This is a genomic window from Wenzhouxiangella sp. XN79A, from assembly GCF_012272825.1.
Classification (GTDB): domain Bacteria; phylum Pseudomonadota; class Gammaproteobacteria; order Xanthomonadales; family Wenzhouxiangellaceae.
Genome location: NZ_JAAWWS010000157.1, coordinates 1 through 14,271 on the forward strand (window position 1 = coordinate 1; position 14,271 = coordinate 14,271).

The 14,271-nt window shown below is 63.8% G+C and carries 11 protein-coding genes; 8 read left to right on the forward strand and 3 right to left on the reverse strand.

Features of this window, described 5'->3' with window-relative positions:
* Positions 1 to 69: 69 nt before the first annotated feature.
* Complete coding sequence (locus HFP89_RS11935) at positions 70 to 1,311, reverse strand: ISL3 family transposase (protein WP_168715701.1); 1,242 nt, start codon at positions 1,309 to 1,311, stop codon at positions 70 to 72.
* Between the two features lie 142 nt (positions 1,312 to 1,453).
* Here HFP89_RS11935 and HFP89_RS11940 point away from each other — a divergent pair, with 142 nt between their 5' ends.
* The 4 genes from HFP89_RS11940 (at position 1,454) to HFP89_RS11955 (ending at position 5,837) form a co-directional block, all read left to right on the forward strand.
* A complete protein-coding gene (locus tag HFP89_RS11940) occupies positions 1,454 to 2,581 on the forward strand; it encodes a hypothetical protein (RefSeq protein ID WP_206212351.1) in 1,128 nt (375 codons plus the stop codon).
* A 98-nt stretch (positions 2,582 to 2,679) separates the two neighbouring features.
* Positions 2,680 to 3,336 (forward strand): ankyrin repeat domain-containing protein, encoded by a 657-nt coding sequence (locus HFP89_RS11945; protein WP_168717895.1) that lies wholly within the window; start codon positions 2,680 to 2,682, stop codon positions 3,334 to 3,336.
* 324 nt (positions 3,337 to 3,660) lie between these two features.
* Positions 3,661 to 4,902: an IS256 family transposase gene (locus HFP89_RS11950; protein WP_168717896.1), complete on the forward strand. Its 1,242-nt coding sequence runs from the start codon at positions 3,661 to 3,663 to the stop codon at positions 4,900 to 4,902.
* Between the two features lie 557 nt (positions 4,903 to 5,459).
* A complete protein-coding gene (locus tag HFP89_RS11955) occupies positions 5,460 to 5,837 on the forward strand; it encodes a hypothetical protein (protein WP_168717897.1) in 378 nt (125 codons plus the stop codon).
* A 268-nt stretch (positions 5,838 to 6,105) separates the two neighbouring features.
* Here HFP89_RS11955 and HFP89_RS11960 read toward each other — a convergent pair whose 3' ends face one another.
* Both HFP89_RS11960 and HFP89_RS11965 read right to left on the reverse strand, forming a co-directional pair.
* Entirely contained in the window at positions 6,106 to 6,999 is an 894-nt protein-coding gene (locus HFP89_RS11960; RefSeq protein ID WP_206212352.1) for an alpha/beta fold hydrolase, read from the reverse strand.
* Positions 7,000 to 7,048: 49 nt separating this feature from the next.
* Positions 7,049 to 8,065, reverse strand: coding sequence for a 3-oxoacyl-ACP synthase III (locus tag HFP89_RS11965; protein WP_168717898.1), 1,017 nt, complete (start codon positions 8,063 to 8,065; stop codon positions 7,049 to 7,051).
* Between the two features lie 90 nt (positions 8,066 to 8,155).
* Between HFP89_RS11965 and HFP89_RS11970 the strand changes: the two genes are divergently transcribed.
* The 4 genes from HFP89_RS11970 to tgt all read left to right on the forward strand — a co-directional run bounded on the left by HFP89_RS11970 (position 8,156) and on the right by tgt (position 14,271).
* A complete protein-coding gene (locus HFP89_RS11970) occupies positions 8,156 to 9,463 on the forward strand; it encodes a flavohemoglobin expression-modulating QEGLA motif protein (RefSeq protein ID WP_168717899.1) in 1,308 nt (435 codons plus the stop codon).
* Between the two features lie 82 nt (positions 9,464 to 9,545).
* Positions 9,546 to 11,219: a fatty acid CoA ligase family protein gene (locus HFP89_RS11975; RefSeq protein ID WP_168717900.1), complete on the forward strand. Its 1,674-nt coding sequence runs from the start codon at positions 9,546 to 9,548 to the stop codon at positions 11,217 to 11,219.
* A complete protein-coding gene (locus HFP89_RS11980) occupies positions 11,216 to 13,171 on the forward strand; it encodes an ion channel DMI1 (protein WP_168717901.1) in 1,956 nt (651 codons plus the stop codon). Before HFP89_RS11975 ends, HFP89_RS11980 begins: the two co-directional genes overlap by 4 nt.
* Positions 13,168 to 14,271 (forward strand): tRNA guanosine(34) transglycosylase Tgt, encoded by a 1,104-nt coding sequence (gene tgt / locus HFP89_RS11985; protein ID WP_168717902.1) that lies wholly within the window; start codon positions 13,168 to 13,170, stop codon positions 14,269 to 14,271. Before HFP89_RS11980 ends, tgt begins: the two co-directional genes overlap by 4 nt.

Here is a 14,271-nt window from a genome sequence, read left to right on the forward strand (position 1 = left end):
GGCTATATCCGGATCTCGCAAAGCTCTGATCGCCCGCAGCGCCTGATCTGACTGTCTTTGCCGGCGTTTTCATAGTGTGCGGAACCGCACTGGAATTTGCCCAGGCAGATCGAGGTCTCCAACGGTCAGGTAGATCATGTCGGAGAACGCATCGAGATGGCGGAAGCCACTGGCGCGATTCTTGACGATCTTGACGATGCGATTGAGTCCTTCAGCAATAGCGTTGGTCACGCGGGTGCCGATGAAGGCCAGCACGGCATCCTGGTGGCGTCGGAGGGTATGGACGAACTTTCGCAGCGGCTCCAGGCGGCTGAGCAATGCACTTTTGGTCCACTGCTTCAGGAACCGCTCTGCCGCCCAGGGTGCCTGGTAGGTCCAGAAGTGCTCGAACTCTTCTTTCAGGCGCCAGGCGCGATAGATTCGCCGGTTGTGTTTGTCGAGCGCATTGAGGTTTTGGGTATCGCGCCGGCTTCGGGTCGACGAATGGCGTGAGAGCAGCCAGCGCAGCCCTTTGAGCGCCTTGCGTTCATCCCGGGTAGCCTCCCGCCACTGCTCTTTGCGAACCTCGTCGACGGCCTCGTTGAGCGCCTTAACGATGTGGAAGCGGTCCAGCACCAGGGTGGCGTTCGGGCAGTGTGTCTGGATGGCCCCGATGTAGGCCTGGCTCATGTCGCAGCAGGCGGTCTGGATCCTGGCCTTCTGGTAGTCGCTGAGCGCTTCGTTGAAGAACCGGTCGATCGCCGCTCGGGCCTTGCCCTGGCCGATCCAGACCACGCAGGAGCGCTCCAGGTCATAGACCAGCGTGGCGTACTTGTGACCCTTGTGATAGGAGATTTCGTCAACGCCGATGGTCTTGAGGCCTCGGATGCGATGGCCCTCGCGCAACCGGCCAATGGTGCGATGGAGCAGATCCGAAAGGGTCGAGGCGGGCAACCGCAGCAGCTGGGCGGCGGCCTTTTGCGGCATGATCTGGCAGTAGCGCAGCATCAGGTATTCAAAGCGGTGACTCACCCGGCTGCCCGCCTCAGACCAAGGTAGCTGCTCGGTCACCCGGCCGTGGGTGTCACAACAGATCTCACGCGGCCAGTACATCAGCCAGATCGACCAGGGTCCGACCGGAATATCACGCCAGTAGCGCACCTCGGAGCGCTGGCGAACGATACGTCCCCGCCGGCCGCACTCCGGACAGCGGCAGCCGTTCTTGTAGGGCTTGACCAATACCTCGAGCCGGTTGCCGCGCCGAAAGGCCAGTCCATTGCACCGGAAATCCTTGAACTTGAGCAGCTTTGCGATAAGCTTGTAGACGGTCATGGGGGTTCCTTTCTGTACTGTTTGTTCTGGAAAACAAAACTTTACAGGAGGCCCCATGACCTCTCAAATCAGACCGGATCAAGTCTGAAATCCGTTGCGAGATTCGGATAGACCCCGATATACCTATGTCCACAACAACCCGTTGTCGTATTCGGATCCGAGTGGATACTTTAGTTTTAAGGACTTTGCGAGACTCGCATTCTCAGTCACCATCAGCTTCTACACAGGAAACTGGGCACTAGCTGCCGAGTCGATTGCTAGTGCAGCAGCGATTGGAGCGGTCGGGGGCGCTCTAGCCGGTGCAGTGTCAACCGGCACTTGGGAAGGGGCGCTCACCGGCGCCTTTACAGGAGCTGTAACCTTTGGAGTTGGCCGAGGGCTTAAGGCGTCTGGTCACTTCAAAGCAGCATCGGGAGGTCTCAATGCGACTGGGAGAGCCATATCCGCGGCATCAACTGGCGTTGCCTCAGGAGTTGCATCTGAGCTTCAAGGTGGAAAATTCGGACATGGCTTCGCCTCGTCAGCCGTATCATTTGCGGCAGGAGAAGGGGCTATTGCACTTGACTCTTCGGCGTTCGAGCAGTTCACTATCGAAGTGATTGCTGGGGGCACGGCTTCCGAGATCACTGGAGGTAAGTTCGCTAATGGCGCATTAACCGCAGCATTACAGTCCTCAGTGCGATTGGGTTTGACTCAAACACGGGCCTTGTCCTCGCAGGAAGTCGTTGATGGCGCACTTGCAAACACCGCTTATGGTGGCGCTCTTCCTGAAGGATACGAGTATGCTCTTCCATGGAGCAAGGACCGAGACACAGAACTTGAATTCGCGCTTGCAGTCAACTCTGAAACAGGTGATTCTGTATACATATTTTCGGGAACAAACGAGATGAATGATTGGCCTCACAACTTTGCGCAGGGCCTAGGAAAACATTCTTCGCAATATCAACACGCACTGGATATTGGCAGTAATGCGCAGCCTGGGACCAGATTTGTTGGGCAGTCGCTCGGCGGAGGCTTGGCGGCCGCCGCGGCGCTCGCAGCGGGCGGTCGGGCCACTATATTCAATGCAGCCGGAGTGCACCCAAAGACTATTTCATCAGTTCCATTAGCGAAGGTATCTAGTGCTCAAATCACACATATCTATAGTACATACGATGTATTGCAGCCTGTAAACATCTTGACGGCTGGAAGAATCTATGGGGAACAGGTCAGAGTCGGTGCTGCAGGGTGGCATCCGATGGGGCAGATGTGTAAGGCAATCGGATGTTGAATCTTATGACTAGGCATTTTAAGCTTGTGCTATTGAGTATCTTGCTAGCCGCCTGTTCGAGCGTAGAGACTAGTCCGACTGGTCCCGATCCGGCAGAAATGACAGCATCGGAACTCTTTAATGGCGAGAGTCCCCTCTACCTTGTTCACTTTGTCGAAAGAGAGGATTGTGCTGGTCTCCGAACGGCGAAGAGCGAGGGTGCAAACATCGATGCAAAGGGGCATGGGGGGGCTGGTCTCCTCTACTACGCTTTAAGAGAAGGCTACGTCAGTGCTTTTCGCTGTCTCATAGAGCTGGGAGCTGATGTCGATCAATATTTGGATCAGACCCCTTTGATTTCAATTGCTGCTTCCCAGCAAGATACAGCTTTTCTTGAGGCGCTCCTTGCTGGAGGTGCTAACCCAAATTCTCGCTCGCGTGTAACAGGCAGGCCTGCCCTTTTTTCCGCTGTTATGGGAGGCCAGCGGAACGTTGAACTACTCCTAGAGTATGGTGGTGATCCTAACGTCGAAGTAATGAGCACAGTAGAGACGGAGATGTTCCCGATGGAGGGAATGACGGCGATCATGACATCGGCTGCCATTCAGAACCCTGATATTCTTTCTTATTTGCTGGACCACGGCGCCGATATTTGCGCAAGAGACTCGGCCGGTAGGACCTTATCGCATTACCTTGACGTCTATGATTGGAGCAAGGCGTCTAGCGAGATCCAACACTTCATCGAAGGTTTGAAGAGAAAACTAGCAGACTGCTGATCCAATAAGCTCTGATTTCCAATTGTGGATCGCCTCTCCGCCGAATTGCGGCAAAACCCAGCGGAAAGTCAACAAATCACAGCTGCTAGGCTGATAAATTTCAGCTATATAGTTGGCCCTGGAGGCGAGAATTGCCATAGTATCCAAGGACAAAAGCGGTTAAGCCCCTATCGTCATGGGCAGGAAGGCTTCCTATAGCTTGGAAGTTCGACGATTGGGAGCTACGATCAGATCTGGTGTATGAGCTGAGTTGAAAGCGGCGGCAAGCCCTGCTGAAATTAGAGATGACCAAATCCACTGATTTCAGACAAGGAGCATGCCGCCATGAGCAACGATACGACAGTTCCGTTTCTCAATCCAGCCTTCCGCGACGAGATGACCGACCTGATCCGTGCCCACGCCCAGACTGCCATCCGGCAGGCGATCGCTGCGGAGCTGGAGGCCTTCCTGGGCAAGTATGACGACACCGACGGCCAGGGTCGCCGAAATGTAGTTCGCAACGGCTATCAGCCCGAGCGTGAGGTACTGACCGGCGTCGGTCCGGTTTCGGTTCGACTCCCCAAGACGCGCGATCGGGCGCGTCGGGGCCGCTGCTTCCGGTCACTGGTTCTGCCTCCGTATCTGAAGAAAACCCGGCGCCTGGAAGCCGTCCTGCCCTGGTTGTACCTGAAGGGCGTGTCGACCAACGATTTTGACGAGGCGCTGACCGCCCTGTTCGGCGAGTCGGTCCGGGGCCTGTCGCCGGCGACCATCAGCCGCCTGAAGTCGGTCTGGACGAAAGACTACAGCGCATTCTGCCAACGAGACTGGCGTGGCCACGAGATGGTCTATCTCTGGGCCGACGGGATCTACATCAACGCCCGCGAGGCCGACCGCCGCTGCGTGCTGGTGCTGATCGGCTGTGATGCCCACGGCAACAAGCACTTTCTGGCCATTGACGAGGGCTTCCGCGAGTCGACGGAGAGCTGGAAAGCACTGTTGCTGAGCCTGCGTGATCGAGGCCTGAGCAAGCCGCCGAAGCTGGCCGTCGGCGATGGCGCGATGGGCTTTTGGGCCGCATTGAATGAGGTCTATCCCGAGACGCGTCAGCAGCGGTGCTGGGTCCACAAAACAGCCAACGTGCTCGACAAGCTACCCAAGCGCGTTCAACCTCAGGCCAAGTCGATGATCCACGAGATCTGGCAGGCCGATGCACGAGACTCGGCCGAACAAGCCTTCGACCGGTTCCTGGCCACGTTCGGTGACAAATACCCAAAGGCCACTGAGAACCTCGAATCCGACCGTGATCGGCTCCTGGCGTTCTACGACTTCCCGGCCGCCCATTGGCAGCACCTCAGAACGACCAATCCGATCGAGTCGACGTTCGCCACAATCCGACTGCGAACAAAGAAGACAAGAAACTGCTACAGCGTTGATACCGGCCTGGCGTTGTTGCACCAACTGGCGATGAGTGCCCAGAAACGCTGGCGCCGACTTCGAGGGTTCCGGCAACTGGCCGATGTCATTGCCGGCGTGGAGTTCATCGACGGAATCGACGAGCGAAAAATCAGCAGGGCCGCCGCTTGATCAACCAGTGGTCATACACCAGACTTGACAGTAGCTCGACGATTGGACCTAACTGCTTCTTCAATTTGATCCTTGGTTCTGTAGTCGCCCGGAGATAAGAAACACGGACACCCATAGAGGGGCCTACAGGATTTCCTAGCAGATAGGTGTCCACGTGTTTCGCGTCGTTTCTGATTTCCTACAAGATGGGTGTCTGTGTTTTTGCTACGAATTTGCAAGGAGACAAGGCAATAGACGAAAGAGCTGGGACGAGGAACCTGGACACCCATCCTCTGAAAATGCTGTCGTCGTTCGACAAATAGGGATTTATCACTGTGTCAGGGCCAGATCAGCCGTTCCACATAGGAACCCGGACACCCATGCAGCACTCAGACCATCGGGAATTCCGTCCCGAATCGCGTAGGCTTTTCTCTTACAACGTGGGTGTCCAATAGGTTCCTGCCGCTCGAGGTATGGGCGCGCAATTACAGTCGATTAGTGCCAGCTCCTGTCAATGCAGGGGTGCAAGCGGGACTTCTTTTCTATGACACGATTCAGCATGTTGGGGGGGGTGTTATATGAAGCGCGTCAGCAGTAACTTAGATGCTAGGAGCGAAGCAGCTTTACTCGAAAGCGGCTACTTCGCGGTAATCGTGATGATTAGTGCATCAGTTGCGACAGGTCAACTGCCGCTACTTCTGATCGCGTGTGCTGTTTCAATAGGCGCGCTATTTATCTTTAAGAGAAATTTCTCCCTGCTTTTGAGCTCAAGAAAGCTCTTTCTGATCTATTTGATCAGTCTCCTTTTCGCATTGCTTATGGCCACTTTAGCGCTGTTTAGGCCTGACTATCGCTTAGAAGTCATGGCTTTTACATACGGCCTCGTCATGATTTTTAACTGGGCATATGGCCATCGCGCTATTGTGGATGCGCTGGGGCTGGAGAAAACAGATTAGGCTGCTTGGAGTTGGCAACGCGGGGTAGCCGCCCAGGGTTTTCTCCAGCGGCAAGATCAATGACGACCTGTCGCAGCGTACCGGTCTCCCTTATGCCCACGACCACCCGACCCAGAAATCAATGAGTCACCGCCCCAAAACCCCATAGGATTCAGGGAATTGGTGGGCCCTGCAGGACTTGAACCTGCGACCTACCGATTATGAGTCGGCAAGTGTGGCCGACCAACCTCGGAATCCGGGTCGCGTTCCGGCGACGCTTTGCCGGGAGTCAGGCAAGAAACTCCCGAATCATCGGCACCAGGCGATCCGCTGCATCTTCCAGTACGTAGTGCCCGGCGTCCTCGAAGTATTCGATCTTCGGGTCGGGGAAGATCTCGCGCCACTTATCGAGCACTTCGTCGTTGAACACGAAGTCCTTGGCGCCCCAGCCGAACAGCATCGGTTTGTCGGCGAGGTTCGGCAGCAGCGCTTCGGTTTCGGCCAGCACGGGCCAGGCCGGGTCGGACTCGGTCAGCGGGATGTCCTGGACGAAGCGCAGCGTGGCCAGCCGGCGGTGGGCGCCGCCGCGGTAGGGGGCGGTGAGGCCCCGGGCGACGTTCTTCGGCAGCTTCGAAGCGGTGGCCATGCGGGTGGCCAGGCCCGAGAAGGCGTTGAAGCCCTTGATCAGGAACGCGCCGAGGCCGGTGCGGGCAAAGGCCAGCGATTTCGGCAGGTTGGCGTCGTCGGGGATGGTGAAGGCCCAGGTGTTCAGGATCACCAGCTTGCCGACGCGTTCGGGGTTGCGCGCCGCCCAGCCGAGGCCGATCGCGCCGCCCCAGTCGTGGACGACCAGGTCGATGGTGCGGTCGGGTTCGACGCTGTCCAGCCAGTGGCCGAGGTCCTCGATCCGCTGGCCCAGCGTGTAGTCGTACTCGGCGTCGGTCGGGCGGTCGGACAGGCCCATGCCGATGTGGTCGGGGGCCAGGCAGCGGCGCTCGCCGGAAAGGGCGCGGATGACGTTGCGGTAGTAGAACGACCAGGTCGGATTGCCGTGGACCATGACCACCGGCGCGCCGCTGGCCGGTCCCTCATCGACGAAGTGCAGGGCGTGGCCGCCGGGCAGCGCGTGGTAGTGGCTGTCGAACGGATACAGGCTACGGTCGAGGCCGGGCAGGTCGGTCACCGTCGATCTCCGGTCCGGGGCCGGGGGACATTGCCCCGGCAAATGGGGTTTACCAGACGACTTCGGCCATCGAGCAGTTCAGGCCCGAGCCGATGCCCATCAACGCGATCTTGTCGCCGCGGTTGACGCGGTCTTCGTCGACGATCCGCGACAGCACGGTCGGGATCGAGGCCGGCCCGATGTTGCCGAGGAACGGGAAGATCCGGTAGACGCGCGCCGGGTCGACGCGGAACATGCGGATGAACATCTCGGTGTGCGCCTTCGAGACCTGGTGGATGACGATGTGGTCGAGGTCGTTGGCCACCCAGCCCAGCACCGTGCGTGCCGCGGTGTAGGTCAGGCCGGCCAGTTTCATGCCTTCGGTCAGCAGGGTGCGGGTGTCGGTCCACATCTGGTGGTTCCAGCCGCGGCACAGGTTGTTGAACTGGGTCGCCGCGCGGGTCACGCCGCCCTTGTAGGCCGGGCCGTCGGGCAGCAGGTCGCGGCGGGTCAGGACCATGGCCGCGGCGCCCGAGCCCAGCGTCAGCGAGGCGAACTCGCTCTTGAATTGATTCCGGGTGACCGACGGCTTCAGCAGCCGCGCGATCGTGGTCTCGTTGAGCTCCCTGCTCGACTCGCCGTTGACGATCAGCGCGTAGTCGATCTCGCCGCGCTCGAGCATCCGGCCGGCGATGTTCATGCCGTTGATGAAGGCCAGGCAGGCGTTGCCGACGTCGAAGCTCTCGCAGGTGTCGGCCAGCTTCAGGTTGTTGTGCACCAGGCAGGCCGTCGACGGCTCGAGGAAATCGCGCGAAACCGAGGTATTGATCAGGATGCCGACCTGTTTCGGATCGATGTCGGCGCGTTCCAGCGCCTTCCGGCCGGCCAGCGTGGCGGCATCGGACGGCTGCGTGCCGTCGTCCCAGTAGCGGCGTTCCTCGATGCCGGCCAGGTCGATCAGCGGGTTGCCGCGAACCTTGAGGCGCTTCAGCGCGGGCTCGAGACGTGCATAGACCTCCTCGCTGGAGACCTTGTTCGGCGGGTCGACGGAGACCACGGACTGGATAGCGACATTCTCGAACAGCATGCGTTGATTCCGGCCCGCAAGGCGGGACTTTCAGGTCGACCAACCTCGTATTATACGGTCTTCCGCTCCCGGTCCGCTTCACCATCGACCATGCCCCCGCCGCCCGAGCACTCGAGCACCGCCGAATCGATCACCCGGGCCGCTGCCGCGCTGCGCGCGGCCGAGCAGCCCCTTCGCATCCTCGGTCTGCTGGCCTGGCCGCAGGAGGTGCGCCGGGCCTTTCTCGACGGCGGCGCCCGGCGACTGCCGGAAGTGGTCTATCCGAAGGTCGATCCGGCGCCGGTCCGCGAGGCGCTGGCCGACGCGCGCCGGCGGTTCCCGGACTGCGGTCCGGCCCGGCCGTGGTTCGAGCGGATCGCCGATCGGCTGGAGACCGCCGCGGCAATGATGACGCACCTGGGCAGCGCGCCGTTTTTCGAGCATTCGCGCAGGCTCTACGGCGCGCCCGGCCAGACGCTGGCCGATGCACGCGCCACGCCGCTGAAGCTGGCCCAGCGGATGCGCCGGATTCTCGACCGGCTTTCGCACATCGATCTCGGCGCGCCGGACGACCCGCACCTGACCGCCGAGGAACTGGCCGCACGGATGCGCCCGGCGGTCGCGCAGTTCTTCGGCGACGAGGCGCCGGCGGTGGAGCTGGTCGACCAGCTGTCGGCCAACGCCACGGCCGGGCCGAGCGTGATCAAGATCCGGCGCGCGGCGCGCTTCACCGACCGCGATGTCGGCCAGTTGATCCACCACGAGGCCGGTATCCATGTGACCACGGCGCTGAACGGGCGTCACCAGGCCGCGCTGCCGATCCTGGCCGCGGCCCATCCGGGCACCACCCGCACCCAGGAGGGGCTGGCGGTGTTCGCCGAATTCATCACCGGCCACATGGACGTCGATCGGCTGAGCCGGCTGACCGATCGGGTGCTGGCGATCCAGATGGCGATCGACGGCGCGGACTTCGTCGAGGTGTTCGGCTATTTCCGCGAGCGCGGATCGAGCGAGCGCGAGGCCTTCGAGCAGGCCCGACGGGTATTCCGGGGCGGCGTGCTGTCCGGCGGCGCGCCGTTCACCAAGGACGTGGTCTATCTCGACGGCCTGCTCCGGGTGCACGATTTCCTGCGCTCGGTGGTCGCCGGCGGTCGCGCCGACCTGTTGCTGCTGCTGTTCTGCGGCAAGCTGGATCTCGAGGATGTGCCGGTGCTGTGCGAACTGGCCGACCTGGGCCTGGTCGAGGCGCCGAAGTTCCTGCCGCCGTGGGCGGCCGACCGCCGCTTCCTGGTCAGCTACCTGGCCTATTCGGGCTTTCTCGGCCGGGTTCGGCTCGGCGATGTGCACCGCCGGCTGGCCCGGTTGCTGCACGAGGTCCCGCCGGTGCGCTTCACCGGGCCGGTCGCCGGGGGCGGGTGACCGAGTCGCGGCCGGCCGGGCGAGGACGTACTACACTTCGGCCCCTGTCCTTCCTTTCGGCCGGAATCCGGCCACCGATGCCGTGACCGAACTCGTCAACATCGCCGAGGCGCTGACCCGCCAGGCCCGCTCCCAGCCCGACGCCGTGGCGCTGATCCTGCCGACCCGACGGATCGACGGCCGCTGGGCCGATCGCCGCTACAGCTACCGCCAGCTCGACGATCTCAGCGATCGACTGGCCGCCGGGCTGCAGGCGCAGGGCTATCCGCCGGGCACGCGGGTGGCGTTCATGGTGCCGCCCTCGCTGGAATTCTTCGCGCTGTTCTTCGCACTGTTCAAGGCCGGCCTGGTCCCGGTGCTGGTCGATCCCGGCATCGGTTTGAAACCGCTGAAGGCCTGTCTCGGCGAGGCGCGGCCGGAGGTGTTCATCGGCATCACCCGGGCGCAGCTGGCCCGGATGCTGCTCGGCTGGGGACGCGGCTCGATCAAGCAGACCGTCACCGTCGGACCGCGGCCGTTCGGGCAGGGCCTGCGCTACCGCGACCTGCTCGGCGGCAACGCCACCGATTTCCGCCCGCCCGAGGTCCGGCCCGACGACATGGCGGCGATCCTGTTCACCTCGGGCAGCACCGGGATTCCGAAGGGCGTGGTCTATCGCCACCGCCATTTCGTCGCCCAGGTGCGCCTGATGCGCGAGACCTTCGGCATGAGCCCGGGCGAAGTCGACCTGCCGACCTTCCCGCCGTTTGCGCTGTTCGACCCGGCGCTGGGCATGACCACGGTGATTCCGAAGATGGACTTCACCCGGCCGGCCCGGGCCGATCCGGACATGCTCGAGAGCATGATCCGGCAGTACGCGGTGACCAACCTGTTCGGCTCGCCGGCGCTGATGAACACCCTGTCGCGCCACCTCGAAGCCCACGATCTGACGCTGCCGACGATCCGGCGCGCGCTGTCGGCCGGCGCCCCGGTCTCGCCGCGCGTGGTCGAGCGCATGCTCGCCGCCCTGGCGCCGCACGCCGACCTGCACACGCCCTACGGCGCCACCGAGTGCCTGCCGGTGGCCACGATTTCCGGACGCGAGCTGCTCGACGGCCCGTCGGACGGCAACCGCAACGGGCAGGGGGTCTGCGTCGGCCGGCCGCTGGCCGCCAACACCATCCGCATCATCCGGATCACCGACCGGCCGATCGAAAAGCTGTCGGACTCCTCGCGCGCCGGCAAGGACGAGATCGGCGAGATCTGCGTGTCCGGCCCGACCGTGACCGATGCCTACTGGCAGCGTGAGGCCCAGACCCGGCTGGCCAAGATGACCGACGAGGACGGTACGGTCTGGCACCGCATGGGCGATCTGGGCTGGATGGATGACGACGGCCGGCTCTGGTACTGCGGTCGCAAGTCCGAGCGGGTGATCACCGAGACCGGAACGCTGTTCACCGAGTGCGTCGAGGGCCGCGTCAATGCGATCCATGGCGTGGCCCGCTCGGCGCTGGTCGGCGCCGGCGACGGCGAGCGCAAGCGGCCGGTGGTGATCGTCGAGCCCGAACCCGGCATGCGGATCGATGCATTGGTCGCCAGCGTCCGCGACCAGCTCGAGATGCATGCCGCGACCGCCGGCATTCGCGACGTGCTGACCTACCGCGAGCTGCCCACCGACATCCGCCACAACGCCAAGATCCGCCGGCCCTGGCTGGCGGCGTGGGCCACCGCCAGGCTGGGTCGCAAGCGCGCGGCGAAGCCTCGGAACGGCGAATGATCAAGCTGCCGCTGGTCGACCGGGTCAAGTTCTTCGTCGAACGCCAGTTCGTCAAGGGCGCCGGCTTCCAGCTGCTGCTGGTGGCCGCTCTGATCGGGCTGATCTCGCTGGCCGGGGGCGCGGCACTGCTGCTGGCCGGTGGCGAGGCCACGCTGCCCGAGGCGATCTGGTGGGCGTTCCTGCGCCTGACCGATCCGGGCTACCTCGGCGACGACGTCGGCGGCTGGCGACGCTTCGTTTCCACGCTGCTGACCATCAGCGGCTACGTGGTGTTTCTCGGCGCGCTGGTCGCGATCATGACCCAGTGGCTGATCGCCCGGATGCGCGAGTTCGAGCGCGGCCTGACTCCGGTCTCGCTGAGCAACCACGTGGTCATCGTCGGCTGGACCAACCGCACCCTGCCGCTGCTGCGTGAGCTGGTCGGCTCCGAGCACACCGCGCGCCGCTTCCTGCGGCTGTTCGAGGCCCGGCGGCTCACCCCGGTGGTGCTCTCGGAGGACGTTTCGGCACTGCACGCCCAGGAGCTGCGCGCCGATCCGGTGATCGGCGCCGGGGCCGGCCGGGTGATCCTGCGCTACGGCTCGGCGCTGGAGGAAGAAGCGATCCAGCGCGCGGCCTGCCTGAACGCGGCCGTGGTGCTGCTGCCCAGCGATTTCGGCCACCGCGTCGAAGGCCTGGATCCCGATGTCGAGACCATTCGCGCGCTGCTGTCGATGGATGCACGCGCCGCCGCCACCGGCACCCGTGCGCCGCGGGTCGTGGCCGAAGTCCAGGATGCCCGCCGCATGGACATGGTCCGGCGCGCCTATGCCGGCCCGCTGGAAATCGTGGCCTCGGACCGCACGATCAGCCGGCTGATGATGCAGACCCTGATTCATCCGGGGCTGTCCCGGTTCCTGCGCGAGGCGCTTTCGTCGCTCGAGGGCAACGAGTTTCATCTGCGCCCGGCCGGCAAGCTGGCCGGCGCGCCGCTGAAGGATGTCGCCGCGCGCTGCCCGAAGGCCCGCGTGCTGGGCCTGATCCGCGCCGGCGAGGACGAGCCGAAGGTGCTGCTGAATGCGCCGACCGACACCGTGCTGCGCGCCGACGACCGGGTCGTGCTGCTGTGCGCCGATCCGGCCGACGCCGAGTTCGAACGGGCCGACGCCCGGCGCGTGCCGGTCATCGATCGCGCTGCGCGAACGCCGGCGGCGCGCGCGCCGGTCGACGACCATCGCCTGCTGGTGCTGGGCTGGAACGACCGGGTGCCGGAGCTGCTGGTCACGCTGGCCCAGCGCCCGGGTTCGCACTGGTCGGTCGACCTGATGTCGTTCGTGCCCCTGGCCGAGCGCCAGCGCGTCCTGAGCGCGCGCGGCATCGCCGAGGCGGCCGGGGAGCGGCTGGCGTTGAACCTGCTCGACGGCGACTACCTGAACGAGGGCGTGCTCGATGCGCTGCCGCTGGAGCGCTATCGCAGCATCGTGCTGCTGACCAGCGACCGGCTGGCCAGTTCGGAAGAAGCCGACGCCCGGGCGATCGTCGGTCACCGGATGCTCGAGGGCGCGCTGGAAAACCGTGCCCATCGCCCGCACGTTCTGATCGAACTGGCCGACGCGGTCAACGAGGGCCTGGTGCGCGGCGCCGAGGCCGAGACGCTGATCCCGCCGCTGCTGATGAGCCACGTGCTGGCCCAGCTGGCGCTGCGCCCGGAACTGGGCGTGGTGTTCGACGAGTTGTTCGCCCCGATCGGCGCCGAGGTTGCCTTCCGTGCGCCGCGAACCTACCGGATCCGCAAACCGATGAACTTCGACGACATGGACCGCGCCGTGGCCGCACACGGCGATCTGCTGCTCGGCGTCCAGCGGCGCGCCGCCGACGGCGCCATCACGCTCGACCTGAACCCGCCGCGCGAGCGGAGCTACACCGCCGAAGAGGTGCACGCGCTGTGCGTGCTGACCGGGGACGGGACATGAAATTCGAACATCTCAAGAGCGACGGCCGGGCGCGCCGCGGTCGGCTGACCTTCGAGCGCGGATCGGTCGAGACGCCGGCGTTCATGCCGGTCGGCACCTACGGTACGGTCAAGGGCATGACACCGGAGGAGTTGCGCGGGATCGGTGCGGAAATGATCCTCGGCAACACCTTCCACCTGATGCTGCGTCCGGGCACCGAGGTGATCCGTGCGCACGGCGATCTGCATGATTTCATGCACTGGAACGGGCCGATCCTGACCGACTCCGGCGGCTTCCAGGTCTGGAGCCTGTCGGAGCTGCGGAAATTGACCGAAGACGGTGTGACCTTCGCCTCGCCGGTCGACGGCAGCCGCATCTTCATGGGCCCGGAAGAATCGATGCAGGTCCAGCGCGAGCTGGGCTCGGACGTGGTGATGATCTTCGACGAGTGCACCGCGTATCCGGCGACCCACGCCGAGGCGGCAGAATCGATGGAGCGCTCGCTGCGCTGGGCCGAGCGTTCGAAGGCCGCGCACGGCGACAACCCCTCTGCACTGTTCGGCATCGTCCAGGGCGGCATGTACGACGACCTGCGGGTGCGCTCGGCCGAGGGCCTGCAGGCGATCGGGTTCGACGGCTACGCGATCGGCGGCTTGAGCGTCGGCGAGCCGGAGGCCGAGCGGCTGGCGGTGCTGGAATCGACCTGCCCGGTGCTGCCCGACGACCGGCCGCGCTACCTGATGGGCGTCGGCCGGCCCGAGGACCTGGTCCGCTCGGTGCAGCGCGGGGTCGATCTGTTCGACTGCGTGATGCCGACCCGCAACGCGCGCAACGGTCATCTGTTCACCCGCACCGGCGACGTCAGGATCCGCAACGCCCGCTACACCGCCGACACCCAGGCAATCGATCCCGAGTGCGATTGCTACACCTGCCGCAATTACTCGCGCGCCTACATCAAGCACCTGCATCGCTGCAACGAGATCCAGGGCGCGCGGCTGGCGACCATCCACAACCTGTATTTCTACCAGTGGGTCATGCGCGAAATGCGCGCGGCGATCGAGGACGACCGGCTCGATGCCTGGGCCGACGCCTTCCTGGCCGAACGACGGGAGGGCGTCTGA